The following is a 22,827-nucleotide window of genomic DNA, read 5'->3' as shown; positions in this document are numbered from 1 at the left end:
TCGTGGCGGACATGAAGTCGTCCGCCCCCTCGCGCCCCCTCCCTCCTCTTCGCCAAGCCTCCGCTCCAGCCCTGCTGAGCTGGACTGTCATTGCCCTGGCTTGCGTACTGGCCTGGGACATGAGCAGCCTTGACATGCCCATGGCGCACTGGTTTGGCAGCAGCCAGGGCTTTGCCCTGCAGAACGACTGGTTCATGGTCAACATTGCCCATGAAGGTGCGCGCAAACTGGCCTGGGCCATCGTCATGGGGCTGAGCCTGATGATCTGGTGGCCCATAGGCTGGATGCGAAAAGTGTCTTACCCACGCCGGATACAACTGGTCGTGGGCGCACTGGTCTCGCTCATCATCATGGCGCTGATGAAACGCATCAGCGTGACCAGCTGCCCCTGGGACCTCGCCGACTTCGGCGGCGTGGGCCACTATGTCTCGCACTGGGCCTGGGGTGTCATAGATGGCGGCGGCGGCCACTGCTTTCCGGCCGGTCATGCCTCGGCGGGCTTTGCCTTCATCAGCGGCTACTTCGCGCTGCGCCACGAGCTGCCGCGCACTGCATGCCTGTGGCTTGCCGCTGCCCTTGCGGTCGGTATGGCCCTGGGTCTGGCGCAGCAGATGCGCGGCGCCCACTTCATGAGCCACACGCTGTGGACCGCCTGGCTGTGCTGGACGGCCAGCTGGTTTTGCGATCTGCTGACCACCCGCCGCCTGGCGCACCAGGCACCGGCGGATGCAGCCCTGCCCCTCGACGAGCTGCTTGCCCAGGACTGAGCGCAGCACACACGCAAAGGCCATTCATGCTGCTTATCGATGCCCCCGTATTTCACTTTCTGAATGCCAACACCCAGAGCCCGCTGTGGTGGATTCAGGCCTCGCGCTTCGCCTCCAACTGGTTGCCCGGCCTGTGCGCCCTGCCCGTGATTGCCGCCATGCTGGCGCTTGGCAAGGGCTGGCGGCGCAGCCTGCAACTGGCCTTGCTGTCCATGGCATGTGCCTGGGTGGCCTGCCGTCTGATTCGCTGGGGCCTGCCCATGCCCAGGCCGGCGCAACTGGGCATGGGCATGCAGTGGATAGCACATGGTGCCAGCGCCAGCTTTCCCAGCATGCACGCCGCCGGCGCCTTTGCCCTGGCTCAGGGCATCAACCTGGGAGTGGGCAGACACCAGCGCTGGCTGGTTGTTGTCGCATGGCTTCTCGCCACCAGCGTGGCACTGAGCCGCGTGGTGCTGGGCGTGCATTTCCCTTCGGACGTTCTGGCCGGCATGCTGGTCGGTGCCGCCAGCGCCGTGCTGGTCTGGCGCAGCGCCCTGCAGATCCAGCAAGCCCGGCGTCGCAAACAGCTCAAGCGCCGCCTGCAACCCCTGCTCGGCTGATTCACGCTCTCAAAACAAAAGCTGCCAGCGCTTATGCATAAAGCGCTGGCAGCTTTTTTGATGAGGCATGCTTCAAGTCAGAGACATCAAGCAAGAGCCGCCTCGCAGCGAAGATGCCGTCCCCCTCGGGGGGAAGCGGCATAGCCGCTCAGGGGGCTCACTCCACCCTGCAGATCTTGAGCATATTGGTACCACCGGGCTGGCCCATGGGCTCTCCGCAGGTGATGGCGTAGACATCACCGGACTGCACGATGCCGCGGGCCAGCAAATGGCCCTTGGCCTGGTCCAGCGCCATGTCGCGCTCGGCGCTGGTGTCCATCAGTAGAGGGCGCACGTTGCGGTACAGCGCCATCTTGCGCTGCGTGGCCAGCTTGGGGGTCAGAGCGTAGATGGGAATATGGATGCGATGACGGCTCATCCACAGCGCGGTCGAGCCGGAGTCGGTCAGCGCCACGATGGCCTTGGCACCCAGGTGATGAGCGGTGAACAGCGCGCCGATGGCGATGGCCTGATCGGTACGCTTGAACTGGCTGTTGCTGAAGTCGGCATCCTTGACGCGGTCTTCGGCCGCTTCCGCAGCGGCGCAGATGGCGGCCATTTCGCGCACGGTTTCCAGCGGGTACTTGCCGGCAGCGGTTTCGGCGCTCAGCATCACGGCATCGGTGCCGTCCAGCACGGCATTGGCCACGTCGCTCACTTCGGCACGGGTGGGCACGGGGTTGGTGATCATGGACTCCATCATCTGGGTCGCGGTGATCACCACCTTGTCCATGTCGCGCGCCATGCGGATCATCTTCTTTTGCAGCGCGGGCACGGCAGCGTTGCCCACTTCCACGGCCAGATCGCCACGGGCAACCATGATGCCGTCGGAGACCTTGAGAATCTCTTCCAGGCGCGGAATGGCCTCGGCACGCTCGATCTTGGCGATCAGGCCGGGCTTGTGGCCGTACTGGGCAGCGGCCACATTGCAAAGCTGGCGCGCCATTTCCATGTCGGTGGCGTTCTTGGGGAAGCTCACGGCCACGTAGTCGGCCTGGAAGGACATCGCGGTCTTGATGTCTTCCATGTCCTTGGCGGTCAGTGCGGGAGCCGTCAGGCCGCCACCTTGCTTGTTGATGCCCTTGTTGTTGGACAGCTCGCCACCCAGCTTGACGACGGTGTGTACCTCTTCACCGCGCACTGCGTCCACGGTCAGCACGATCAGGCCGTCGTTGAGCAGCAGCACATCGCCGGCCTTCACGTCACGGGGCAGCTCCTTGTAATCAAGGCCCACGCCGTTGATGTCGCCCAGTTCGGTGCGCGATGCATCGAGCACGAAGCGCTCGCCGGGCTCGAGCATGACCTTGCCCTCGGCAAACTTGCCGACGCGGATCTTGGGACCCTGCAGGTCGGCCATGATGGCCACTTCGCGGCCTGCACGCTGGGCAGCCTCGCGCACCATGGTGGCACGGTCGATATGGTCCTGCGCCTTGCCATGGCTGAAGTTCAGGCGCACGACGTTCACGCCTTCGCGCACCATTTGTTCAAGCAGTTGCGGATCGCTGGAAGCGGGGCCCAGTGTGGCGACGATCTTGGTAGCACGACTCACTTGCATGAAATGTCTCTCTCGCGATGGAATGTAATCGGGTTTCAATTCTGGCACGAATGCGGTTACATGACTGCATCTTGCACGCGGCTGCCGCACCCGACAAGCCAGCCACAGGACCACAAAAACAGTAGCTGCCTACGCATGTCCATTACTGAACTCAGGTCATATCAAGCATGAAATGTTTATATTTCAAGCGCTTGCAGCTACTGATTCAGAAGCATAAGAGCGAAACTCGCGCCCGAATCGGCGCGCCTGCTGCAGCGCATCAAAGACCGCGTCGAAACAGTTTTGCCCGGCAGGTTCAAATGTGCAGGCCTCAGATCAGCCCGTGCGAGAGCAGATAGGTCACCACATGCGTGAGCATGGCGGCCTCGAGCCCGTAGCGCCAGAACATGATGCCCGCCAACAACCCGTAGACGCTTTCACACACCAACAGCTGCAGTACGACCGGCGCCGACAGCTCGCCGACCACGGTCCAGCCCAGAAACACCGGAATGCAGCCGGACAGCAAGGCAGCCAATGCAATCGCCGCCCAGCCCAGCCGCCAGTCCGGGCGCTGCCTGGGGCTGCCAAAGGCCTTCCACAGCAGCCACATCACGGCGCTCAGCATGCCAAGACGCAACAGCAACTCTTCGGTAATCGCGCCATAGAGCAGCTTGGGCCATAGCGGCAGGCCGTAGACCGGGTCCACAAAAGACATGCTCTCGGGCCAGACCACGGCCAACGTCACCAGCCAGGCCGCGCCGATCACGCCGCCCGCCACGCCAGGCAGGCTCAGCACGCGCATGCCGCGCCAGGGCATGCGCCCCTCGGCCACGGCATGAATCAATGGTGCGCTCAAGCCCAGCCTCGGGCCCAGCCGGACCCCGAGGCCCACGCTCAGCGCCAGCAGGACGCTCAACCCCGCCGTCGCGGCCCAGCCGACCACAATGTCTGAGCCGCCACTGGCCAGAGCGGCCAGCCAGGCAGGCGGCGTCGTCCAGGCCAGCGCCACCACGCCTGGCAGACCCAGCAACCAAAGCAGCAAGCCCATGCGCGCGGCAGACTGTGGCCTGGCCGCAGCGCGATGAGACAGGTGGGTAAAGGTCTGCGGCATGATGAACCCTGGCTCAGGCCTCTCAGTCACGCATCAACGCTTCGATCTCGTCGGCCTTGACCGGCACGCCGCGGGTGATGAGCTCGCAGCCGGTCTCGGTGACGATGGCATCGTCCTCGATGCGGATACCGATGTTGTGGAACTGCTCGGGTACGCCGGGCGCAGGACGCACATAGATGCCCGGCTCTACCGTCGTGACCATGCCGGGGCGCAGGATACGGCTGGGGCGATTGGCAATGGTTTCGCCCGAGATCGGGTCCTTGCGCTCGCTGACCACGCCCAGCTCGCTGGGTTCCACATAGCTGCCGCAGTCATGCACATCCATGCCCAGCCAGTGGCCGGTGCGGTGCATGTAGAACTGGAAGTAGGCACGCGACTCGATCACATCCTCGGCCGTGCCGTACTTGGTACGGTCGAGCAGCCCCAGGTCCAGCATGCCCTGGGCCAGCACGGCCACGGTGGCATCATGCGGGTCGTTGAAGCGCTTGCCGGCCCTGGTGACGGCAATCGCCGCTTCCTGGCTGGCCAGTACCAGGTCGTACAGCGCACGCTGCGCCCCGCTGAACTTGCCGTCGGCCGGGAAGGTGCGCGTGATATCGCTGGCATAACCATCCAGCTCGCAGCCCGCGTCGATCAGCACCAGCTCGCCCGCGCGCACCGGCGCCTTGTCGGCCTGATAGTGCAGCACACAGGCATTGGCACCGGCGGCCACGATGGAGCCGTAGGCCACGTACTGCGAGCCATGCTGGCGGAACTCGTGCAGCAGCTCGGCGTCCAGATGGTATTCGCGCACCTCCTCGCCATTGCGGATCATGCGGGCCGAGCGCTGCATGGCACGCACATGGGCCTGAGCACTGATCTGCGCGGCGCGGCGCATGATGTCCTGCTCGTGCGTGTCCTTGACCAGACGCATTTCATCGAGCAGCGCACAGGCATCGCCCTGCTGTGTGGGACAGAGCACGCCAAAGCGCGAGCGGGCGCGCACCTGGCTGAGCCAGCCTTCGACCTGCTCGGCCAGGCCCTTGTGGGTGGCAAAGGGAAACCAGACGCGCTCACGATTTTCCAGCAGGCGCGGCAGGCGGGAATTGATTTCATCGCTGGAGAACGCCTGAGCCATGCCCAGCTTGGTCTTGGCAGCCTCGGGACCCAGGCGATAGCCGGTCCAGACCTCGCGCTCCAGATCCTTGGGCTGGCAGAACAGCACGCTCTTGCCGTCGCTGGTCAGCACCAGGCAGGCATTGGGCTCGGAAAAGCCCGTGAGGTAGTAGAAGTAGCTGTCGTGGCGATACAGATACTCGGTATCGCGGTTGCGATGCAGCTCGGGAGCCGTGGGGATGATGGCGACACCGCCGTCGCCCAACTGGGCGGCCAAGCGTGCGCGGCGTTGGGCATATACAGAAGTCATGGGCATATCGTAATGCTGGCCGGGCATCTGTACATCAGCTTACATCTGCGGATGTCAGCTATTGCGCTCCGACCCTTGTGCCGGTCTGAGTCCCGGCGGCCAGCAGCGCCATCGCATCACCGGGCACCAGGGCCTCGGGCTGACTCGCGCGCCAGCCCGACCAGAGCAGGCTTGCCCCGGACAGAATTAGCAGGCCGCAGACCAGCCATTCCACCAGCCTTTTGGGCCAGGCGGGCGGATGTCTGGCGCTCCACCAGGTCACGCCTGTGACGACAGGAAAGGCCAGTGCCGTCCAGCCCATGACCGCCCAGTTCAGTTGCCCCTCCACAGCCACCATGGCAGCGCGCAGCAACGAGCAGGAGACAAACATGGCAAACAGGCAGTGGCGCACCAGCATGCGATCCAGCGGCTGACGGTAGAGGTGATAGACCATGGGCGGGCCGGGTGTGGCAAACAAGCCACCGAGCAGCCCCGACGACACGCCGGCCACCCACATCGAGACAGGGCCCGAGGGCTGGTCCAGCGCCTTCTTCTGCATCAGCAGCAACATGGCGCACAGCACGATCACCAGGCCCAGCAGCATGCGCAGGCCGTTGAGCGTATTGCCGCTGAGCCAGTGCAGCAGCAGCACCCCGCCGACCACGCCCAGCACGCTGCTGATGAGCATGGGCTTGAGCATGACCCAGTCCGGCTCGAAGCGGTAGGCGCGCATATAGCTGATGCCGTTGATGATGGACAGCAGACAGGCCACATTGGCCGCATCGGCAATATTCATCAGGCCCGTGGCCCCTGCCACGCCGACAAAGATCAGTCCGAACGCGAAGCCCGTGAGGTTCTGGCAGAACGCGGCCAGCCCCACCAGAGCCATGAAGAAAACGATTTGCATGCACTCACCCGATGACGGCCACAAGAGGAACTGTGGATTTGCATCCGGTTGCGCCAGTCAGAAAATTAAAAAGCATAGCAGACGCTTGCCATGACAAGCATTCGTGCAATCCACAGAGAAGCTCCTCAACTCATAGCTTCGTGCGCATTGCTGGCATGAGTTCCAAAGCAGTTTAGGGAGTAAGTATTTTTATCTGCTGCGCCGACCACTCGACCAGCTCGCCACGCTGCGCATGCCAGCCCTGGGGCGCGAAATCGGGCCAGTGGCAAAGCAGCTCGCGGGTTGGCATATCCCAGAGCCAGCTCTGCCCTTCGCCCACCACCAGCAAGCGACCGTTCACGCAGTGCAGATATCGGGCGCGCGGCAGGCCAGGCATGGGCCAGAGCTGGCCGGCATGGCCTTCCTCGGGCATAGGCGCATGGATATCGAAGATCACCACGCCCGGCGCATGCAGACAGTCGCCAAAGCCGTCGTCATCCCAGTTGCCAACGTTCCAGATCGCGACGCGCGAGTCATCCAGCCACACGCAGGGCTGGTCCCAGCCCTCGCCCTGCGCCAGCCGCTTGCGCGAGGGGCCGTCCTCGGACTCCCAGCGATTGCCATCCAGCCAGGCCGGCAGCGACCACACGGCGGGAATGCCCACGGGCGCCCAAACCCAGCCGTCGTCCAGCAGCCATTGCTGCGAAGGGCTGGGCAGAAGACGGCCATGAAAATAATCCAGATAGTGCGGCTGCTCGAACGCCAGCCCGTCGCGCTCGGTCAGGTTCTCGCCCGTCGCGCAATCCATGGCATCGAGCCGATTCCACTGCGTGCGGTGAATCAGCACATCGCGGCCCTGGTGCTGGACAAATGCGATGGAAAAAGGCACGGTCCTGGGGTGGTAGTCGCCCCCAAAAAGCTGCACGACGCGCTCGCCCGTACGCAAATTCACCAGCACGCCAAATGTGCCTCCATCATCTGCAATCACCGCATAGTCGCCACTGAGCGCGCAATGCACCTTGAAGCCATGCGGCCACTGCGGCGCAGGCGGTGTCGGCTCAGGCAAATCCAGCTGTGCCAGTTGCTGATTCCGGCCGCTTGGCAGCTTCAACGCATGCAAGCCGCCGTCCCCGGTCAGCAGCAGCAACTGGCCCCAGCCAGCCTGCGCAGTGCAGGCGTGGACGATGTGCGGGCCTTGCCAGTCGATGCTGCGTGCGCTCATGTCTCAGCCCTGATTCAGCTCGGCCAGTCGCTCGGGCGTGCCCACATCGACCCAGCGACCGGTGTAGAGCGAGGCCCCCACGCAGCCGTCCTGCATGGCGCGGCGCAGCAGCGGGGCCAGCGGGGCGCGCAGGCCTTCGGGGTTTCCGGGCAGCACATCGAACCACGGTGCTGCAAACAGCTCGGCTTTCAAGAGCGCAATCGTGCTGTAGGTATAGCGCGGGCGTTCGTCGTCGGCAGACAGATCCAGCGCCTTGCCGTCCTCGCTCAGACCAAAGTCGCCACGCGGATTGTGTGCAGGATTGGGCACCAGCCACAGATGGGCCAGTTCATCGCTGTGCGCAAACGCCTGGGCATCCTGCACCGCAAAGCAGAAATCCGGCGCATAGACATCGCCTGCGGCCAGCCAGAAAACCCGGCCCAGCTGAGGCAGGGCACGGCTGATGCCGCCAGCGGTTTCAAAGGCTTTCTCGGGTTCCTCCGAATAGGAAAGCGCTAGCTTCGCGCTCGCTCCCCCATCGGGTTGCGGCACGAATTCATCGCCGAAATACGCGGGAATCTGCGCCCCCAGCCAGCCGGTATTGATGACGGCCCGTGCCACGCCCGCAGCCTGCAGCGCCTGCAGGTGCAGCTGCAGCAGCGGAACGCCCTGCACCTTGAGCAGCGGCTTGGGCGTGATATCGGTCAGAGGCCGCATGCGCTCGCCCCGGCCTGCGGCCAGCAGCATTGCAGGGGGTTGCACCAGGAGGGGGGCAGCGTTTTCTACAGTCATTGCAATCAGCTTTTCAACACGGTTTGAGGTGCGCAAGACACCTGTTTCTGGGGTTGCACTGTAGAGCATTGACCCGCATCCCGCCTGCGAAAATTGGGCCTCCATTAAAATGATGGGCTTAGCAGAATTACCCCTCCTTTTCGGAGCGCCCTGATGGCCAACACTCAAAATATGGCGAATGCAATCCGTGCACTCGCAATGGATGCCGTTCAACAAGCCAATTCCGGCCACCCCGGTGCCCCCATGGGCATGGCCGACATGGCCGTAGCGCTGTGGAGCCGCCACCTCCAGCACAACCCTGTGAACCCTCACTGGGCCAATCGCGACCGCTTCATTCTGTCGAACGGTCACGGCTCCATGCTGATCTATGCGCTGCTGCACCTGAGCGGCTACGACCTGCCCATCGAAGAGCTGAAGAACTTCCGTCAGCTGCACAGCAAGACTGCCGGCCACCCCGAAGTGGGCATCACTGTCGGCGTGGAAACCACCACCGGCCCTCTGGGCCAGGGCATCACCAATGCCGTGGGCTTCGCACTGGCTGAAAAGCTGCTGGCTGCCGAGTTCAACAAGGACAAGCACGAGATCGTCGACCACCACACTTACGTGTTCCTGGGCGATGGCTGCCTGATGGAAGGCATCTCGCATGAAGCCGCTGCCCTGGCCGGCGCCTGGAAGCTGAACAAGCTGATCGCCCTGTACGACGACAACGGCATCTCCATCGACGGCAAGGTTGCCCCCTGGTTCATCGACAACACGCCCGAACGTTTCGAAGCCTACGGCTGGAACGTGATCCGCGCCGTGGACGGCCACAACGTGGACGCCCTGGACAAGGCCATCGCCGCCGCCAAGAAGAGCGCCGACAAGCCCACGCTGATCTGCTGCAAGACCCATATCGGCAAGGGCTCGCCCAACCGTCAGGACACGGCCAAGGCCCACGGCGAACCTCTGGGCGCCGAAGAAATCGCACTGACCCGCGCGGCTCTGGGCTGGACTCATGGCCCCTTCGAGATCCCTGCCGAGGTCTACACTGACTGGAACGCCAAGGATCTGGGCACCAAGGCCGAAGCGGCCTGGAACGAAAAGTTCGCAGCCTACACCGCTGCCTTCCCCGAGCAAGCCGCCGAGTTCACACGCCGCATGGCTGGTGATCTGCCCGCCAACTTCGGTGAAATCGCCGCCAAGATCGCCTCCGACGCCCATGACGCCGGTGCCACCGTGGCCAGCCGCAAGGCCAGCCAGCTGGCTCTGGAAGGCCTGACAGCCGCTCTGCCCGAGCTGCTGGGCGGCTCTGCCGACCTGACCGGCTCCAACCTGACCAACACCAAGTCCACCCCCTCTTTCCGCGTGGACGACAAGGGTGCCGTGGTCAAGACCGAAGAAGGCCAGATCGGCCGCCACATCAACTACGGTGTGCGCGAGTTCGGCATGGCCGCCATCATGAACGGTGTGGCGCTGCATGGCGGCTTCATCCCCTACGGCGGCACCTTCCTGACCTTCTCCGACTACAGCCGCAACGCCATCCGCATGGCCGCGCTGATGAAGCAGCGCGTGATCCATGTGTTCACGCACGACTCCATCGGCCTGGGCGAAGACGGCCCCACCCACCAGTCCATCGAGCACGCTGCCTCCCTGCGCCTGATCCCCGGTCTGGACGTGTGGCGCCCCGCCGACACCACGGAAACCGCCGTGGCCTGGACCGTGGCCCTGAGCCAGAAGAACAAGCCCACAGCCATGCTGCTGAGCCGCCAGAATCTGGCTTACTCGCCCAAGAGCGAAGACGCGCTGGACGACATCGCCTGCGGCGCCTACGTGCTCTCCGAGCCCAAGGATGTGGGCCTGAAGGGCAAGAAGGCCCAGGCCGTGATCATCGCCACCGGCTCCGAAGTGCAGCTGGCTCTGGCTGCCCAAAAGCAGCTGGCCGAACGCAAGATCGCCGTGCGCGTGGTCTCCATGCCCAGCACCACGACCTTCGACAAGCAGGATGTGAAGTACAAGAAGGCCGTGCTGCCCGCCGGCCTGCCCCGCATCGCCGTGGAAATGGGCGTGACCGACTTCTGGTGGAAGTACGGCTGCGCCGCCGTGGTCGGTATCGACACCTACGGTGAGTCCGCTCCTGCAGGCGTGCTGTTCAAGCACTTCGGCTTCACCGCCGAGAATGTGGCCGACACCGTGCAGGTCGCCCTGCAGAACGCTGGCAAGTAAGCGCAAAAGGGGCCTCGTGCCCCTTTTTTCCGGCTGAAGTTTGCTCACCCGCAGTCCTCAGCCATCCGGACCAGGCCCCAGGGTGCCGAGTCCGGGCACAATCCGCTCCGGTTTTTCATTACTCACTATCTACGAGGCAACTATGACGATCAAGGTTGGTATCAACGGCTTCGGCCGCATTGGCCGCAACGTGCTGCGCTCCGCAGTGCAAAACTTCTCCGACATCGAAATCGTCGGCATCAACGACCTGCTGGAGCCCGACTACCTGGCTTACATGCTGAAGTACGACAGCGTGCACGGTCGTTTCGACGGTGAAGTTTCTGTCGAAGGCAACACCCTGGTCGTCAATGGCAAGAAGATCCGCCTGACCCAAGAGCGCGATCCCGCGAACCTGAAGTGGAACGAAGTCGGCGCCGACATCGTGATCGAGTCCACCGGCCTGTTCCTGACCAAGGAAACCGCCCAGAAGCACATCGACGCAGGCGCCAAGAAGGTCATCCTGTCCGCTCCTTCCAAGGACGACACCCCCATGTTCGTGTTCGGCGTGAACCACGGCACCTACAAGGGCGAAGCCATCATCTCCAATGCTTCGTGCACCACCAACTGCCTGGCTCCCGTGGCCAAGGTGCTGAACGACAAGTGGGGCATCAAGCGCGGCCTGATGACCACCGTGCACGCAGCGACCGCCACGCAAAAGACCGTGGACGGCCCTTCCAACAAGGACTGGCGCGGCGGTCGCGGCATTCTGGAAAACATCATCCCCTCCAGCACTGGCGCTGCCAAGGCCGTGGGCGTGGTGATCCCCGAGCTGAACAAGAAGCTGACCGGCATGTCCTTCCGCGTGCCCACTTCCGACGTGTCCGTGGTTGACCTGACCGTGGAGCTGAACAGCGAAGCCACCTACGAAGAAATCTGCGCCGAAATGAAGGCCCAGTCCCAAGGCGCTCTGAAGGGCGTGCTGGGTTACACCGAAGACAAGGTCGTCGCCACCGACTTCCGCGGCGAGACCTGCACCTCCGTGTTCGATGCCGAAGCCGGTATCGCCCTGGACAAGACCTTTGTGAAGGTCGTGTCCTGGTATGACAACGAGTGGGGCTATTCCAACAAGTGCCTGGAAATGGTGCGCGTGGTGGCCAAGTAATCTTCACGATTACATGCCAAAACAGGCTCAATCGCTTATCAGATAAGCGCTGAAAGCTATCAAAAAGCCAGCATGGGACGCCATGCTGGCTTTTTTTCATCCCGCAAGACTGGAGCCGGCCAGAGCATGTCTCGGATACATTTGTAACACGCAGCTGCCACCGGCGCCCAAGAGCTGAAGCGCTGCCACTTCCTCGGACAAGGCCGCCATGTTTATTGCGATTCCTCTTGAGAACAAGCCTTCCTGGCACTCGCCGCCCTGGATGACGGTGCTGCTCATCATCATCAACTGCGTGATCTTCTGGGGCTGGCAGGCACCCGAGGAACATGCCGTGGAAAAAGCGGCCCAGCAATATGCCCAGACCGCCTTGCCGATGCTGGAGCTGCCACCGTTCCTGACCTATCTGGAGGAACAAGCCGCCCAGGGCAGCAAGCGCTTCGACCAGCACACGCTGCAGACCGTGCGAAAGCTCTATCAGCACAAGGCCTATGCCCAGCTCTATGCGCTGCTGTGGCAGGAGAAGAAATTCCGCCAGCGCCTGCTGGACGGCCAAGTCATCACCGTCAGCCACCCACGCCATGCGCAGTGGCAGGCTGCACGTGCCGCCTTCGCGCCCCATGAGCCGCGCGGCAGCTTTACCGAGCAATGGTCCATGAGCTATGAGAATGGCGCCGGCTGGCAGCCCCTGCAGGCCTTCACTTCCATCTTTCTGCATGGCAGCACCGGCCATCTGCTGGGCAATATGGTGTTTCTGTTCCTGTTCGGCTTCACCCTGGAGCTGGCTCTAGGAGCCTTCACCTATCTGGCCTTTTACGTGATCGGCGGCATCGGCGCCTCGCTGTTCGCGCTGATGTTCTATGCCGGCATGGGCGGTTACGGCCTGGGGGCATCGGGCGCGATTTCGGCCCTCATGGCCATGTATGCGGTGATGTACCGCATGCGCCGCATCCGCTTCTTCTACATGCTGCTGTTCTACTTCAACTACGCGCGCTGGCCGGCCCTGATCATGCTGCCGGTCTGGATGGGCGTGGAGCTGCTGCAGCATCTGCTGGGCGGCAAGCAGGTGGCCTATATGGCGCACTTTGGCGGTCTGCTGACGGGTGCCCTGCTGATGTGGAGCTATATGCGTCTGCAGACCGTCGCGGCGCCAGTCAACGAAGAAGAGCAGGCCCTGGCCGCCGCCCGGCCGCTGGCCGAAGCCGTGGCCCGGGCCCAGCGCCATACCGATGCGCTGGAATTTGGCCGCGCCGCTCCGGCCTGGCGCGAAGCGGCACGCCTGGCCCCCTCGGACCCGGCCATTCTGCGGGCCTGGTTTGAAAGCTCGCGCCATCAACCCGCCAGCGAGGACTTTCATGCTGCGGCGCGACGTATCTTCAAGCTGCCGGCCACCACGGACGCCGAACGCCAGCTTCAGCTGGCCAGCTATCGCAGCTATCAGCAGCGCGCACAGCCCGGCATGCGCATGAGCGCCGACACCATGCATGGACTGGTGCGCAGCTTCGTGCGCCTGGGCGCCCTGCCCGAGGCCGAAAAGCTCTGCCGCTCCCTGCACAAGCTGGCGGACCATCCCCAATGGCCGGCAAGCTTGCTGCTGCTGGTCAACGGTATGGCCCAGGCCGGACGTGTGCAGGAGGCCAAAGCCTGGCTGCCTGTGCTGCAGCAATCGGCCCCTGAGGAAGCTCTCACGCGCTGGCTGGCACAACAGCGCTAGCCAACGCCTTGCCGCGCTCAGGTCTTGGCTTCCAGCTCCTGCAGCTCATCACGCAGCACCCACTGCGCCTCCTTGGTGCTCTCGTGCTCGGGAAAGAGCTGCTTCATGCGCATGTAAACGGCCACCCCCTGCATGGGCTGCTCCACGCCCTGCTTGTAGGCGCGCACCACCAGCTCCAGCATGAATGGAATCAGACTGCTGCCGGCAAAGCGCTTCTCAAAATCCTTGGCCAGGATCAACACATACCTGGGCTTGCCGGCCTTCCAGGCCTGCTGTGCCAACTCGTAACTGAGCTGGGCCGAGTCGGGCTTGAAGTCCGGCTTGCGCTTGACGCAGCTCACCCAGGCTTCCAGGGCCTCGCTGGCGCGCTGCTGGGCGAGCAACATGGGAATGAAACGCTGGCCCAGCTCCGCCAGGGCATCCGCGCGTTCGGTCAGCTTGAGCACCCGGAAGTAACGGCGGCAATCGGGCAGGCTCTCATAGTCCTCCCGCTGCCATTCGCGCGCCTGGCTAACAGCCTCGTCCATCTTGTTGTCCTGCACCAGTCTGGCCACCAGCGCATCGCGACGCTTGGCTTCCAGGGCCGCAGGGTCGATCTGCACGGTCGAAGGCCCCTCGGGTGCCTGTACGGGATCGATATCCAGAGCCGCATGATGCTGGTACATGACATAGCCGATCATGGCCGCCATCACCCAGCTGAAATAAATCATCACAAAGCTCACCAGGGGCAGCACCAATCCGGGCGCCGCAACCTTGAGCAGCATCGCCAGAACCATGGGCGAGCCCTGCTGCAGCAGAAACAGAAAAAAGCACAGCAGCAGATAGGACTTGCCGATACCGAAAATCGTCGCCAGCAGCTCGAAGGGATTAACGGCCGAGCTCAGGCTATTGGTATTGATCAGCACCATCCAGGTAGCAGGAATCAGGAAGGCCACCAACAGATTGGCAACCACGCCCAAGGTCAGGCTGCGGGTCGCCATAAAGCCCACAAATATCCCGAAAACGACGAGTACCCCGAAGAATTTCCAGGGCAACCATTTCCAGTCTTCATCGACCTGACTGGACCGGAAATCGGAGCTATGAGTAATTCCACGAGATGCGAGTGCCGAAACCTTGAATGCATAACGGCTGACTGCCAGCATCAAGCCCAGACCCACAAACAAGACTCCAATCCACCCGAACATCAAGCCATAACTGCATGCCGACAACAGCAAGGCATAGAGCAAAGGCTCGGTCTGCAGAGGAAACAGAAAAAAGCTATTGAGCTTTTGCCAGAACGGAGGGATTTTCCACTCGGAAGAATCACCTTTTTGGTGAACACCACGTATCGAATTCAATGTCTGCTCTCCCACTCTCGGTTTGATGAATCATCTGCAAGCCCGCTTGCAGTGACCTAATCCGCTCTGGTATTGCCCGATTTTTCTTTGAAATCGGGTCATTGCGGAATTCTGCGGTAGAAATTCGCCCTGAATCCAAATACCGATAAACAGCCGGCATATTGCTTTTTTCGCTTGCCAGAAACCCCGCAAACGCTTTTGCAGCCGTGCTGGCTGGCCAAACCTCATCGAACCGATAACGGATATGACTGCAAGAATTGCAGGCAGCGCTTAAAGTGGCCCAGGTTTAATGGAGAAGCAGCGAATGATTCACAGCGCACACGCACAAAGCAGCCCCACCCCGTACCGCATCACTCTGACCGATGCCCAAGGCCATATCTGGCATGCCGATGAACCCGTGAATGATGGCGGCGCCGACACCGCGCCCAACCCCATGCAGCTCATGCTCTCGGCCCTGGGAGCCTGCACGGCCATCACCCTGCATATGTACGCGGGTCGCAAGCAGTGGCCGCTAAGCCATGTCGATGTGGATCTGCAGCTCAACCCCGAAGGCAAGCCTGCGGACGCCAACCAGATCACGCGCAGCATCACCTTGCATGGCGAGCTCGATGACGAGCAGCGCCAGCGCCTGCTGCAGATTGCCAATGCCTGCCCCGTGCACAAGCTGCTCGAAGGCAAGGTTTCCATCCCCACCGCCTTGACCGAAGCCGCACAGGCATGAAAGAAGGCACCTCACGCCCCCACCGCGTGGTGCTCGCCTCCTTAGGGAGGGCCGCCTTCATCTTGGGAACTGCCTGGCGATAAAAAAAGCCCTGCAGTCACCGGCAGGGCTTTGGTCGCTGTTGTGTGTAACTGGATTACACCGTCACTTCCAGCGCCCCCACTTCCACATAGTGTTCGAACTCACGTTTGGCCAGAGATGCGGTTTCGGGTTGCTGGTCCTCTGGGTCAACCCAGGACAGCACATAGCTTGCGATGGCGGTATCGACCTTCATCTCCATGCCCATGGGAATCTGCTCGGACGGACCATCTCCGACACGATGCTCCACCTTGCCTGTCACGCGAGCGGCAAAGTGCTCGGGATACAGCTGGATCTCGACTGCCGAGATCTGGTTGCCTTGAGTGCTGTGTTCGTTCATGTTTATTCCTCCTGCAGTTGTTAGGTCGCTGCGCACGAATTGCGCAACGTGAAAGCCACTGCTAGCGGCCTACGCCTTTAACTTAGCCGACTCCTGGCGGAGCCCGTGTCAGCCTATTGGCTGAATCCTCACAGTGATGTAACTGCGTGCAAGGCGTTGCTGCATTCTGCCGTCTGATTGCGCGAATACCGCATATCCCTGACACTCGAATCCCCTCGCCGTCAGGATTTGTCATGAGTGAATCAAAGAACTTACAACGTCTGCCCACCCGTATAGCCGATGTCGGCGGCATCCCCATCCACCGAGCCATTCCTCAGGCCGCGCTGCGCAAAGTGGGGGCCTGGTGCTTCCTCGACCACGCCGGCCCGGCCGTCCCCCCTCCACCCGGCATGCAGGTCGGGCCCCATCCTCACATCGGCCTGCAGACTTTCACCTGGATGATCGAGGGAGAAGTACTGCACCGCGACAGCCTGGGCAGCGAGCAGATCATCCGCCCCGGCCAGGTCAATCTGATGACGGCCGGCCACGGCATTGCCCACTCCGAAGAAGCCCAGACACTGGGCGTGCATGCAGCCCAGTTGTGGATTGCCCTGCCCGACAGCCATCGCCATATCGCGCCCCGCTTCCAGCATTACCCCGACCTGCCCAGGACCGAGGTCGGCGACTTTGCCGTGACCGTGCTGGCCGGTGAAGCCCTCGGTCTGGCGGCCCCCGCAGAAGTCCACTCCCCGCTGATGGGCGTGGACCTTCTGGCCTGCGGCACGGCTGGCCAAGCGTGCGCCACCATGCCGCTGCGCGCCGACTTCGAGCATGCGGTGATGAGCCTGTCAGGCGAGGTGAAGGTTGAAGGCCAGGTGTTGCCCTCGCAGGAGCTGATCTACCTGCCCGTGGGCACGCAGGAAGTGCAGCTGGAATGTACGCCCGGCAGCCGCCTCATCATCATCGGGGGCGAACCCATGGATGAAGCCATCTTGCTGTGGTGGAACTTTGTGGCCCGCACCACCGAAGAGATGCAACAGGCCCGGCAGCAATGGGAGGCAGAGGCGGCCACCGATGCGGAACTCGTCAACGGCCAGCCACGCCGTTTTGGCAAGCCCGTGGCCTCGCCTCTGAAGTCGCTGCACTCTCCCTCGCTGGCTGGCGTCAGCCTGCGCGCCTCCAGATAATCCTGCCGGCGCTTATTCAATTCGCACCAAATTGGTGCGAATTGAATTTCTCAAAAAGAAAAATAAAAGCATCTTTGCAAGTTTTGATGGATTTTGAAAGCTTTTAGAGGCAACGCACTCTATTCAAGAGAAGGCAATCCGGACGTTATGCATGAAACGTTTGGACTCATGCACGCCAAGCTTTCATAATCGAGCCAACGCCCTGGCCACGAGAATGCGACCGCCGCTTTTCGTCCGGGGCGTTGCCACGTCCTGCCCAACTCAACTTTGCAAAGAAAGCCGATCAATGCGTCAAGAACATGACTTCATTGGCATCAAAACCATCCCTCCCGACGCGTACTGGGGCGTTCATTCCGCACGCGCAGTGGAAAACTTCCCCATCACCGGTCACTCGGTCGCGCACATGCCCGAGCTGATCCGCGCGTTTGCCTTTGTCAAAAAGGCAGCGGCCCAGGCCAATCTGCAGTTTGGCGCCATCAATCTCAAACAAGCCACCGCCATCTCCCAAGCCTGCGATGATCTGATTTCCGGCCAGCTGCACGAGCAGTTTGTAGTCGATGTGATCCAGGGCGGCGCCGGCACCTCCACGAATATGAACGCCAATGAGGTGATCGCCAACCGTGCACTCGAGCACCTGGGATTGCCCAAAGGCACTTACGACGTGATCCACCCCAATGATCATGTCAATGCTTCGCAGTCCACCAACGACTCCTACCCCACAGCCGTCAAGCTTGCCACCTACGCTGGCATCCAGAAGCTGTTGATCGCCCTGGCCGAGTTGCGCTCTGCTTTCGAAGCAAAGGCCGGCGAATTCGCCCATATCCTGAAAATCGGCCGCACACAATTACAAGATGCCGTGCCCATGACTTTGGGCCAGGAGTTTTCCGCTTTTGCAGCCATGATCGCCGACGATGAAAAGCGTCTGCGCGAATCCGCCTATCTGATGACCGAGGTGAATATGGGTGGCACGGCCATCGGCACCGGCATCAACGCTCCCGTAGGCTACGCCGGCGCCGTGACCAAGGCCTTGGCAGAAATCTCTGGCGTCCCCGTCGTCAAAGCCGGAGATCTGATCGCCGCCACGGGAGATACCGGCGCCTTTGCCGACATTTCCGGCATCTTGAAGCGTGTTGCAGTCAAGCTATCCAAGATCAGCAATGACCTGCGCCTGCTCTCCTCGGGCCCTCAAGCAGGAGTGGCAGACATCAAGCTGCCGGCGCGCCAGGCCGGCTCATCCATCATGCCCGGCAAGGTGAATCCCGTGATTCCCGAGGTAATGAACCAGGTCTGCTTTGAAGTGATAGGCAACGATGCCGCCATCACCATGGCCGTGGAAGCCGGCCAGTTGCAGCTCAACGCCTTCGAGCCGCTGATGGCCTGGGCTCTGCATAAAAGCCTGAGCCACCTGAGCAGCGCCTGCAAGACGCTGCAAGTCAACTGCGTGGAGGGCATTGTGGCCAATGAAGCGCTGCTGGATTCCCGCATTGCCGAGTCGGTGACGCTGGTGACGGCGCTGAACCCTCTGATCGGCTACGAAAAGGCCGCCAAAATTGCCAAGACCGCCATTGCCAACGGCAAGCAGATTGCCGTGGTGGCGGAAGAACTGGGCATCATGAGCCGGACCGAGATGAACAAGCTGCTGGTCGCCGACAAGCTGACCCAGGCCGGCGCATTGACCGCTGCATAAGCGCACTCTTTATCGACAATGCAAAAGGGCATGTTCGCCATGAACATGCCCTTTTTGGTTGATATGCTTTTAATAGCTTGCTATGCCTGTATTCAAAGGGCAGGAAGCCAAAAACGCTTCATATTCAAACCACAGCGGCATTCTCGTCACTGGGGTCATCCACGCCGCGCACGCTTTCACGCAGATTTTTGTCCTTGAGCTTGCCAAGATCGGTCTCCACCGCGCGTTTGAGCTTTTCAATCGCCGCGCTGAAGGCCTCCTTGACCTTTTCGGCTTCCGCATTCACTGCGATGGGGGGGCGACCTGTGGCCCGGGTTTCGAGCACACAGCGTTTGCCTGGGCCGCCCGTGGTCTTGAGGGCATCAACGCCCGTGAGGAAGACCTCCACACGCACCACATACTCCTTCAGGCGGGCCAGCTTGGCATTGATCTCCTCCTGCGCCCATTGAGCCAGAGACTCTCCACCCTGGATGGAATCGTCGGCATGAACCTGTACTTGCATGCAAATCCTCCTAGTCACCAAATGCCGCAACCGCTGCGGCGAAATCTGTAGGGGTGCCATAAAGGCAGGCGAAAACATCGTAACGCCAGAACCTTGTTCTGCCCATCGGGGCTTGTTACGCCAGCAAAGGACAGGGGCTTTGACCATTGTGGAGGCAGCTTCTCCCGGATTTGAAAGAGATAGCAACAAGGGTAGGTTCTATGAGCTTTGCCCTTGAGCCAAAGCAAAAAGTGCCGACCGGTAATTTGCAAAAAGTAAGCGTTTTTACGCCTCGGGCCGTCAGTTAATGCCAGCCTTCGATTCAGGCTCCGCGACAAAGCCGATGCGCGTCAGGCCTGCTGCGTGGGCCCAGCCCATGACCTGCACCACGCGACCATAGGGAACGCTCGTGTCGGCACGCAACTGCACCTCGGCCTGAGGATTGCGCCGCCCCAGCTCTTCCAGTTGCTGCTGCACTGCCGCATCGTCCGCCACGACTCCCTGAATCCAGATTTCGCCGGCGGGGCTGACCTCCACCATCAAGGCATCGCTCTTGCTCACGGCAGTCTGCTGCACTGCTGTTTGCGCCTTGGGCAGTTGCACGCGCAAAGTGGCAGCCAGCATGGGAGCAGCCAGAATGAAGATCACCACCAGCACCAGCATCACATCCACCAGCGGCGTGACATTGATGGTGTTGATCGGAGTTTCCGCCCCCTGACGGCGGCTCATGCGACCGAATGCCATGACGCCATCCTTTATGAAGCATCCACTCCGAACTGGGCATGCAGATCATGGGCAAACCCCTCCAGCACAGCCTCCAGCTGGCTGGCCGAACGCCCGAGCAGGTTATAGGCCAGCACGGCTGGCAAAGCGACAGCCAGACCGGCGGCCGTCATGACCAGAGCTTCACCCACAGGCCCGGCAAGCTGAGCGACATCGACCTGACCGCTGCCCGCCAGCGTTCCCAGTGCATGGTGAATGCCCCAGACCGTGCCCAACAGGCCCACAAACGGTGCCGTTGCACCAATGGTCGCAAGCAAGGTCTGACCCCATTGCAATTGGGTCGATGCCTGGCCCAGAGCCTCTCGCAGGCTGCGCAACAGCCGCTGCCCCTGCGCCGCGCTTTGTGCCAGAGAGCCTTGCGCAGCCATTCCGCCCTGCGCCACGGCATCGGCCATGGCCTGCACCAGCCCCTGCCTATCCAGCGCCTTGACCTGCGCCCTAGCCTGGACCAGATCGGGCATCTGCCAGAACGCGGCCACGGCCTGCGGCACGCTGCGGCGCGCAACAGCCATAAACCAGAGCTTGTAGAGGATGACCACCCAGCTGAGCACGGACATCAGCAGCATCAAGGCCGCCGTCGCCCATGTGACCGCATCGCCCTCTGCCAGCCATTGCCACATTCCTGCAGACATCGCTCACCTCGCTCCCAGAAATAGCAAGGGGCCGTCACGGCCCCTTTGCAAATTGCGCGGTCAGCGCAGATTCAGCACATCGTACATATCGTACTGGCCAGTCTTTTTGTCGGCCAGATAGGCCACGGCGCGCAGGCTGCCGTTGGCATAGCCGGCACGGCTGCTGGATTTGTGCGCGATCTCGATGCGCTCGCCGGTACCGGCAAACAGCACGGTGTGATCGCCCACGATATCGCCGCCGCGCACGGTGGCAAAGCCAATGGTGTCGGCCTTGCGCTCGCCGGTGTGGCCGAAGCGCTCATACACGGCGCGGTCGGCCAGCTTGGTACCCTGGGCTTCGGCAATCACTTCGCCCATCTTCAGGGCCGTGCCCGAGGGTGCGTCGACCTTGTGCTTGTGGTGGGCTTCGACGATCTCGATGTCGTAGTCGCCTTGCTGCAGGGCCTTGGCCGCCATCTCCAGCAGCTTGAAGGTCACGTTCACGCCCACGCTCATATTGGGGGCGAAAACGATGGAAGTTTTTTGGGCAAACTCGGCGATCTGCGTCTTTTGCTCATCCGAGAAGCCTGTGGTGCCGATGACCACGCCCACGCCTAAATCGGCCGCCACGGCCAGGTGCTCCATCGTGCCTTCGGGGCGCGTGAAGTCGATCAGGCAGTCGGCCTTCGACAGGGCTGCGCGCACATCGCTTTCGATCTTCAGCCCGCTGGGCTTACCCAGAAATGCAGAAGGATCGGTGCCGATGGCAGGGCTGTCGGCGCGGTCCAGTGCCGCAGCCAGCACGCAGTCGCTGCTGTTCAGAATCGCTTCGATCAGCATATGGCCCATGCGGCCGGAGGCACCCGCCACAGCAACGCGCTGAGGGGTGGAGGAATGGGTGGTGGATGCGGTCATGGCGCTATCACTCGATCAAATGAAAGACGGCAGGATCACATCCACGCCGTCACAAAAAGAGAGCATCCACCGCTTTCTGCAAGCGGGGAACAGCCTGTTCTGATGCTTAACGCGATTCCAGCGATGGATAGCTGGTGGCGGCGGGCGGCAGATTGGCCGCAGCCTGCTCGGCTTCGGCGTTATTGCGTGCAGGGTATTTGGCCAGCTGGGCTTCGCTGGCTTCCAGCTGCGGAACCTTGGGCGTGCCCTTCATGCCTTTGAGGCTGGCCACGAACTCGGACTCGGAAGGCATCTCGTCACCCTCGGCGCGCGCAAAGGCGTCGCCATTGAAGAAGACGGTGAGCTTGCGGATCTGCGACTCCACGCCGGGGCGATTGATGGTGAACACGTATTCCCAGCGATCGCCGTGGAACACGCTGGTCACGAGGGGTGTGCCCAGAATGTCGCGAATCTGCTGACGGCTCATGCCGGGCTGCAAGGCCTCGACCTGTTCCTTGGACACGAAGTTGCCCTGCACGACATCAATCTTGTAAGGAGTGACGGCATTGGCGACACGGTGCGCGGCGCCATCGATACTGTTGCAGCCGGCCAGTGCCGCTGCGATTGCCAACGTCAGGGCCAGACCTGCGCGGCTACGGGCTTGAACATGCATGGGTAATGGCATAGGGATATGATCGGGTTCATTGTAGCGGCAGGCCCCGGAGACACTTGGAGATTCCCTTTATCTGCGTGTAAAGCTTCTCCTTAAACAAGTGAGTCCAGCCTTCCATGTGCCCGTAGTCCACCAAGAGAGCCGACATGAAAAATATTGATGAACTCAAAAGCACGGGCCTCAAAGCCACTTTGCCGCGTCTGAAAATCCTGGAAATCTTCCAGAAGGGCGCCCAGCGCCACATGACGGCCGAAGACGTGTTCCGGGTGCTCCTGGACGAGCGCTCGGATATTGGCCTGGCCACGGTTTACCGCGTGCTGACCCAGTTCGAGCAGGCCGGCATCCTGATCCGCAGCAACTTCGAAAGCGGCAAGGCCGTCTACGAGCTCAACGAGGGCCAGCACCACGACCACTTCGTCTGCACCAGCTGCGGCAAGGTCGAAGAGTTCTATGACGCCGAAATCGAAAAGCGCCAGAACCTGATCGCCAAGGAAAAAGGCTGGGTGATCCAGGATCACTCCATGGCGCTCTACGGCCAGTGCGCCGAATGCGCCACACGCGCGGCCAAGTAAGAACGCAAAACGCGACGGTGAACCCAGGGGCAGGACATGCAGATGTCTTGCCCTTTTTACATTTGGTGAGGACTTCTTTACATAGCTCCATCAAGCCTCAAGCCAATATCGAGC

22 protein-coding genes are annotated in these 22,827 nt (G+C 61.9%); 9 read left to right on the top strand and 13 right to left on the bottom strand.

Annotation, left to right across the window (positions count from 1 at the left end; genetic code table 11):
* Positions 1-11 precede the first annotated feature (11 nt).
* Positions 12-767 carry a phosphatase PAP2 family protein gene (locus tag Cth01_RS13060; RefSeq protein ID WP_034382306.1) on the top strand — a complete coding sequence of 252 codons (756 nt, stop codon included), beginning with the start codon at positions 12-14 and terminating at the stop codon, positions 765-767.
* Between the two features lie 26 nt (positions 768-793).
* Positions 794-1,369, top strand: a complete 576-nt coding sequence (locus Cth01_RS13055; protein ID WP_034350844.1) for a phosphatase PAP2 family protein — start codon at positions 794-796, stop codon at positions 1,367-1,369.
* A gap of 157 nt (positions 1,370-1,526) precedes the next feature.
* Here Cth01_RS13055 and pyk read toward each other — a convergent pair whose 3' ends face one another.
* The 6 genes from pyk to Cth01_RS13025 form a co-directional block, all read right to left on the bottom strand.
* Entirely contained in the window at positions 1,527-2,963 is a 1,437-nt protein-coding gene (pyk, locus tag Cth01_RS13050; protein WP_004340286.1) for a pyruvate kinase, read from the bottom strand.
* A 310-nt stretch (positions 2,964-3,273) separates the two neighbouring features.
* Positions 3,274-4,053, bottom strand: a complete 780-nt coding sequence (locus Cth01_RS13045; RefSeq protein ID WP_034350846.1) for a CPBP family intramembrane metalloprotease — start codon at positions 4,051-4,053, stop codon at positions 3,274-3,276.
* Between the two features lie 22 nt (positions 4,054-4,075).
* The gene (locus Cth01_RS13040) at positions 4,076-5,485 is read right to left on the bottom strand and encodes an aminopeptidase P N-terminal domain-containing protein (RefSeq protein ID WP_034382307.1); all 1,410 of its coding nucleotides are present in this window, start codon (positions 5,483-5,485) and stop codon (positions 4,076-4,078) included.
* Between the two features lie 31 nt (positions 5,486-5,516).
* The gene (locus tag Cth01_RS13035) at positions 5,517-6,344 is read right to left on the bottom strand and encodes a TSUP family transporter (RefSeq protein ID WP_045839377.1); all 828 of its coding nucleotides are present in this window, start codon (positions 6,342-6,344) and stop codon (positions 5,517-5,519) included.
* Between the two features lie 172 nt (positions 6,345-6,516).
* Positions 6,517-7,545 carry a hypothetical protein gene (locus Cth01_RS13030; protein WP_045839376.1) on the bottom strand — a complete coding sequence of 343 codons (1,029 nt, stop codon included), beginning with the start codon at positions 7,543-7,545 and terminating at the stop codon, positions 6,517-6,519.
* A 3-nt stretch (positions 7,546-7,548) separates the two neighbouring features.
* Positions 7,549-8,316, bottom strand: coding sequence for a nucleotidyltransferase family protein (locus Cth01_RS13025; protein ID WP_045839375.1), 768 nt, complete (start codon positions 8,314-8,316; stop codon positions 7,549-7,551).
* Between the two features lie 153 nt (positions 8,317-8,469).
* On the opposite strand from Cth01_RS13025, the gene tkt reads away from it, so the two are divergent.
* From tkt to Cth01_RS13010, 3 genes are all read left to right on the top strand, one after another.
* Positions 8,470-10,518: a transketolase gene (tkt, locus tag Cth01_RS13020; protein WP_034350865.1), complete on the top strand. Its 2,049-nt coding sequence runs from the start codon at positions 8,470-8,472 to the stop codon at positions 10,516-10,518.
* Positions 10,519-10,660: 142 nt separating this feature from the next.
* Positions 10,661-11,659, top strand: a complete 999-nt coding sequence (gap, locus tag Cth01_RS13015; RefSeq protein ID WP_003060372.1) for a type I glyceraldehyde-3-phosphate dehydrogenase — start codon at positions 10,661-10,663, stop codon at positions 11,657-11,659.
* A 208-nt stretch (positions 11,660-11,867) separates the two neighbouring features.
* Positions 11,868-13,370 (top strand): rhomboid family protein, encoded by a 1,503-nt coding sequence (locus Cth01_RS13010; protein WP_045839374.1) that lies wholly within the window; start codon positions 11,868-11,870, stop codon positions 13,368-13,370.
* Positions 13,371-13,387: 17 nt separating this feature from the next.
* Here the strand turns inward: Cth01_RS13010 and Cth01_RS13005 are convergent, their stop codons facing one another.
* Positions 13,388-14,350: a hypothetical protein gene (locus Cth01_RS13005; protein ID WP_233425162.1), complete on the bottom strand. Its 963-nt coding sequence runs from the start codon at positions 14,348-14,350 to the stop codon at positions 13,388-13,390.
* Positions 14,351-15,011: 661 nt separating this feature from the next.
* Here Cth01_RS13005 and Cth01_RS13000 point away from each other — a divergent pair.
* Complete coding sequence (locus Cth01_RS13000; RefSeq protein ID WP_045839435.1) at positions 15,012-15,428, top strand: OsmC family protein; 417 nt, start codon at positions 15,012-15,014, stop codon at positions 15,426-15,428.
* Positions 15,429-15,564: 136 nt separating this feature from the next.
* Here the strand turns inward: Cth01_RS13000 and Cth01_RS12995 are convergent, their stop codons facing one another.
* Complete coding sequence (locus tag Cth01_RS12995) at positions 15,565-15,846, bottom strand: hypothetical protein (RefSeq protein ID WP_045839372.1); 282 nt, start codon at positions 15,844-15,846, stop codon at positions 15,565-15,567.
* Between the two features lie 233 nt (positions 15,847-16,079).
* Here Cth01_RS12995 and Cth01_RS12990 point away from each other — a divergent pair, with 233 nt between their 5' ends.
* Both Cth01_RS12990 and Cth01_RS12985 read left to right on the top strand, forming a co-directional pair.
* Positions 16,080-17,012, top strand: coding sequence for a pirin family protein (locus Cth01_RS12990; RefSeq protein ID WP_045839371.1), 933 nt, complete (start codon positions 16,080-16,082; stop codon positions 17,010-17,012).
* 286 nt (positions 17,013-17,298) lie between these two features.
* Positions 17,299-18,699, top strand: a complete 1,401-nt coding sequence (locus tag Cth01_RS12985) for an aspartate ammonia-lyase (protein WP_034350879.1) — start codon at positions 17,299-17,301, stop codon at positions 18,697-18,699.
* Positions 18,700-18,823: 124 nt separating this feature from the next.
* Here Cth01_RS12985 and Cth01_RS12980 read toward each other — a convergent pair whose 3' ends face one another.
* From Cth01_RS12980 to Cth01_RS12960, 5 genes are all read right to left on the bottom strand, one after another.
* Positions 18,824-19,201 (bottom strand): HPF/RaiA family ribosome-associated protein, encoded by a 378-nt coding sequence (locus Cth01_RS12980; RefSeq protein WP_045839370.1) that lies wholly within the window; start codon positions 19,199-19,201, stop codon positions 18,824-18,826.
* 279 nt (positions 19,202-19,480) lie between these two features.
* The gene (locus Cth01_RS12975; protein WP_034350882.1) at positions 19,481-19,924 is read right to left on the bottom strand and encodes an ExbD/TolR family protein; all 444 of its coding nucleotides are present in this window, start codon (positions 19,922-19,924) and stop codon (positions 19,481-19,483) included.
* An 11-nt stretch (positions 19,925-19,935) separates the two neighbouring features.
* Entirely contained in the window at positions 19,936-20,595 is a 660-nt protein-coding gene (locus tag Cth01_RS12970) for a MotA/TolQ/ExbB proton channel family protein (RefSeq protein ID WP_045839369.1), read from the bottom strand.
* A 60-nt stretch (positions 20,596-20,655) separates the two neighbouring features.
* Entirely contained in the window at positions 20,656-21,489 is an 834-nt protein-coding gene (gene dapB, locus Cth01_RS12965; RefSeq protein WP_045839368.1) for a 4-hydroxy-tetrahydrodipicolinate reductase, read from the bottom strand.
* 106 nt (positions 21,490-21,595) lie between these two features.
* Entirely contained in the window at positions 21,596-22,141 is a 546-nt protein-coding gene (locus Cth01_RS12960) for an outer membrane protein assembly factor BamE (protein ID WP_034350888.1), read from the bottom strand.
* Between the two features lie 146 nt (positions 22,142-22,287).
* Between Cth01_RS12960 and fur the strand changes: the two genes are divergently transcribed.
* Positions 22,288-22,713 carry a ferric iron uptake transcriptional regulator gene (gene fur / locus Cth01_RS12955; protein WP_003060349.1) on the top strand — a complete coding sequence of 142 codons (426 nt, stop codon included), beginning with the start codon at positions 22,288-22,290 and terminating at the stop codon, positions 22,711-22,713.
* Positions 22,714-22,827: the final 114 nt, after the last annotated feature.

Source organism: Comamonas thiooxydans, from assembly GCF_000964545.1.
Classification (GTDB): Bacteria; Pseudomonadota; Gammaproteobacteria; order Burkholderiales; family Burkholderiaceae_C; genus Comamonas; species Comamonas thiooxydans.
This window is presented reverse-complemented; position numbering and strand designations above follow the sequence as displayed.

What these genes read in the sequence shown, in the direction of transcription:
- Cth01_RS13025 (WP_045839375.1), bottom strand. Translation starts at nt 8,316, where the DNA reads ATGACTGTAGAAAACGCTGCCCCCCTCCTGGTGCAACCCCCTGCAATG.
- gap (WP_003060372.1), top strand. Translation starts at nt 10,661, where the DNA reads ATGACGATCAAGGTTGGTATCAACGGCTTCGGCCGCATTGGCCGCAAC.
- Cth01_RS12985 (WP_034350879.1), top strand. Translation starts at nt 17,299, where the DNA reads ATGCGTCAAGAACATGACTTCATTGGCATCAAAACCATCCCTCCCGAC.
- Cth01_RS13055 (WP_034350844.1), top strand. Translation starts at nt 794, where the DNA reads ATGCTGCTTATCGATGCCCCCGTATTTCACTTTCTGAATGCCAACACC.
- Cth01_RS13035 (WP_045839377.1), bottom strand. Translation starts at nt 6,344, where the DNA reads ATGCAAATCGTTTTCTTCATGGCTCTGGTGGGGCTGGCCGCGTTCTGC.
- Cth01_RS13010 (WP_045839374.1), top strand. Translation starts at nt 11,868, where the DNA reads ATGTTTATTGCGATTCCTCTTGAGAACAAGCCTTCCTGGCACTCGCCG.
- Cth01_RS12980 (WP_045839370.1), bottom strand. Translation starts at nt 19,201, where the DNA reads ATGCAAGTACAGGTTCATGCCGACGATTCCATCCAGGGTGGAGAGTCT.
- Cth01_RS13060 (WP_034382306.1), top strand. Translation starts at nt 12, where the DNA reads ATGAAGTCGTCCGCCCCCTCGCGCCCCCTCCCTCCTCTTCGCCAAGCC.
- Cth01_RS12995 (WP_045839372.1), bottom strand. Translation starts at nt 15,846, where the DNA reads ATGAACGAACACAGCACTCAAGGCAACCAGATCTCGGCAGTCGAGATC.
- pyk (WP_004340286.1), bottom strand. Translation starts at nt 2,963, where the DNA reads ATGCAAGTGAGTCGTGCTACCAAGATCGTCGCCACACTGGGCCCCGCT.
- dapB (WP_045839368.1), bottom strand. Translation starts at nt 21,489, where the DNA reads ATGACCGCATCCACCACCCATTCCTCCACCCCTCAGCGCGTTGCTGTG.
- Cth01_RS12960 (WP_034350888.1), bottom strand. Translation starts at nt 22,141, where the DNA reads ATGCATGTTCAAGCCCGTAGCCGCGCAGGTCTGGCCCTGACGTTGGCA.
- Cth01_RS13040 (WP_034382307.1), bottom strand. Translation starts at nt 5,485, where the DNA reads ATGCCCGGCCAGCATTACGATATGCCCATGACTTCTGTATATGCCCAA.
- Cth01_RS13005 (WP_233425162.1), bottom strand. Translation starts at nt 14,350, where the DNA reads ATGGCGACCCGCAGCCTGACCTTGGGCGTGGTTGCCAATCTGTTGGTG.
- tkt (WP_034350865.1), top strand. Translation starts at nt 8,470, where the DNA reads ATGGCCAACACTCAAAATATGGCGAATGCAATCCGTGCACTCGCAATG.
- Cth01_RS13045 (WP_034350846.1), bottom strand. Translation starts at nt 4,053, where the DNA reads ATGCCGCAGACCTTTACCCACCTGTCTCATCGCGCTGCGGCCAGGCCA.
- Cth01_RS12990 (WP_045839371.1), top strand. Translation starts at nt 16,080, where the DNA reads ATGAGTGAATCAAAGAACTTACAACGTCTGCCCACCCGTATAGCCGAT.
- Cth01_RS13000 (WP_045839435.1), top strand. Translation starts at nt 15,012, where the DNA reads ATGATTCACAGCGCACACGCACAAAGCAGCCCCACCCCGTACCGCATC.
- fur (WP_003060349.1), top strand. Translation starts at nt 22,288, where the DNA reads ATGAAAAATATTGATGAACTCAAAAGCACGGGCCTCAAAGCCACTTTG.
- Cth01_RS12975 (WP_034350882.1), bottom strand. Translation starts at nt 19,924, where the DNA reads ATGGCATTCGGTCGCATGAGCCGCCGTCAGGGGGCGGAAACTCCGATC.
- Cth01_RS13030 (WP_045839376.1), bottom strand. Translation starts at nt 7,545, where the DNA reads ATGAGCGCACGCAGCATCGACTGGCAAGGCCCGCACATCGTCCACGCC.
- Cth01_RS12970 (WP_045839369.1), bottom strand. Translation starts at nt 20,595, where the DNA reads ATGTCTGCAGGAATGTGGCAATGGCTGGCAGAGGGCGATGCGGTCACA.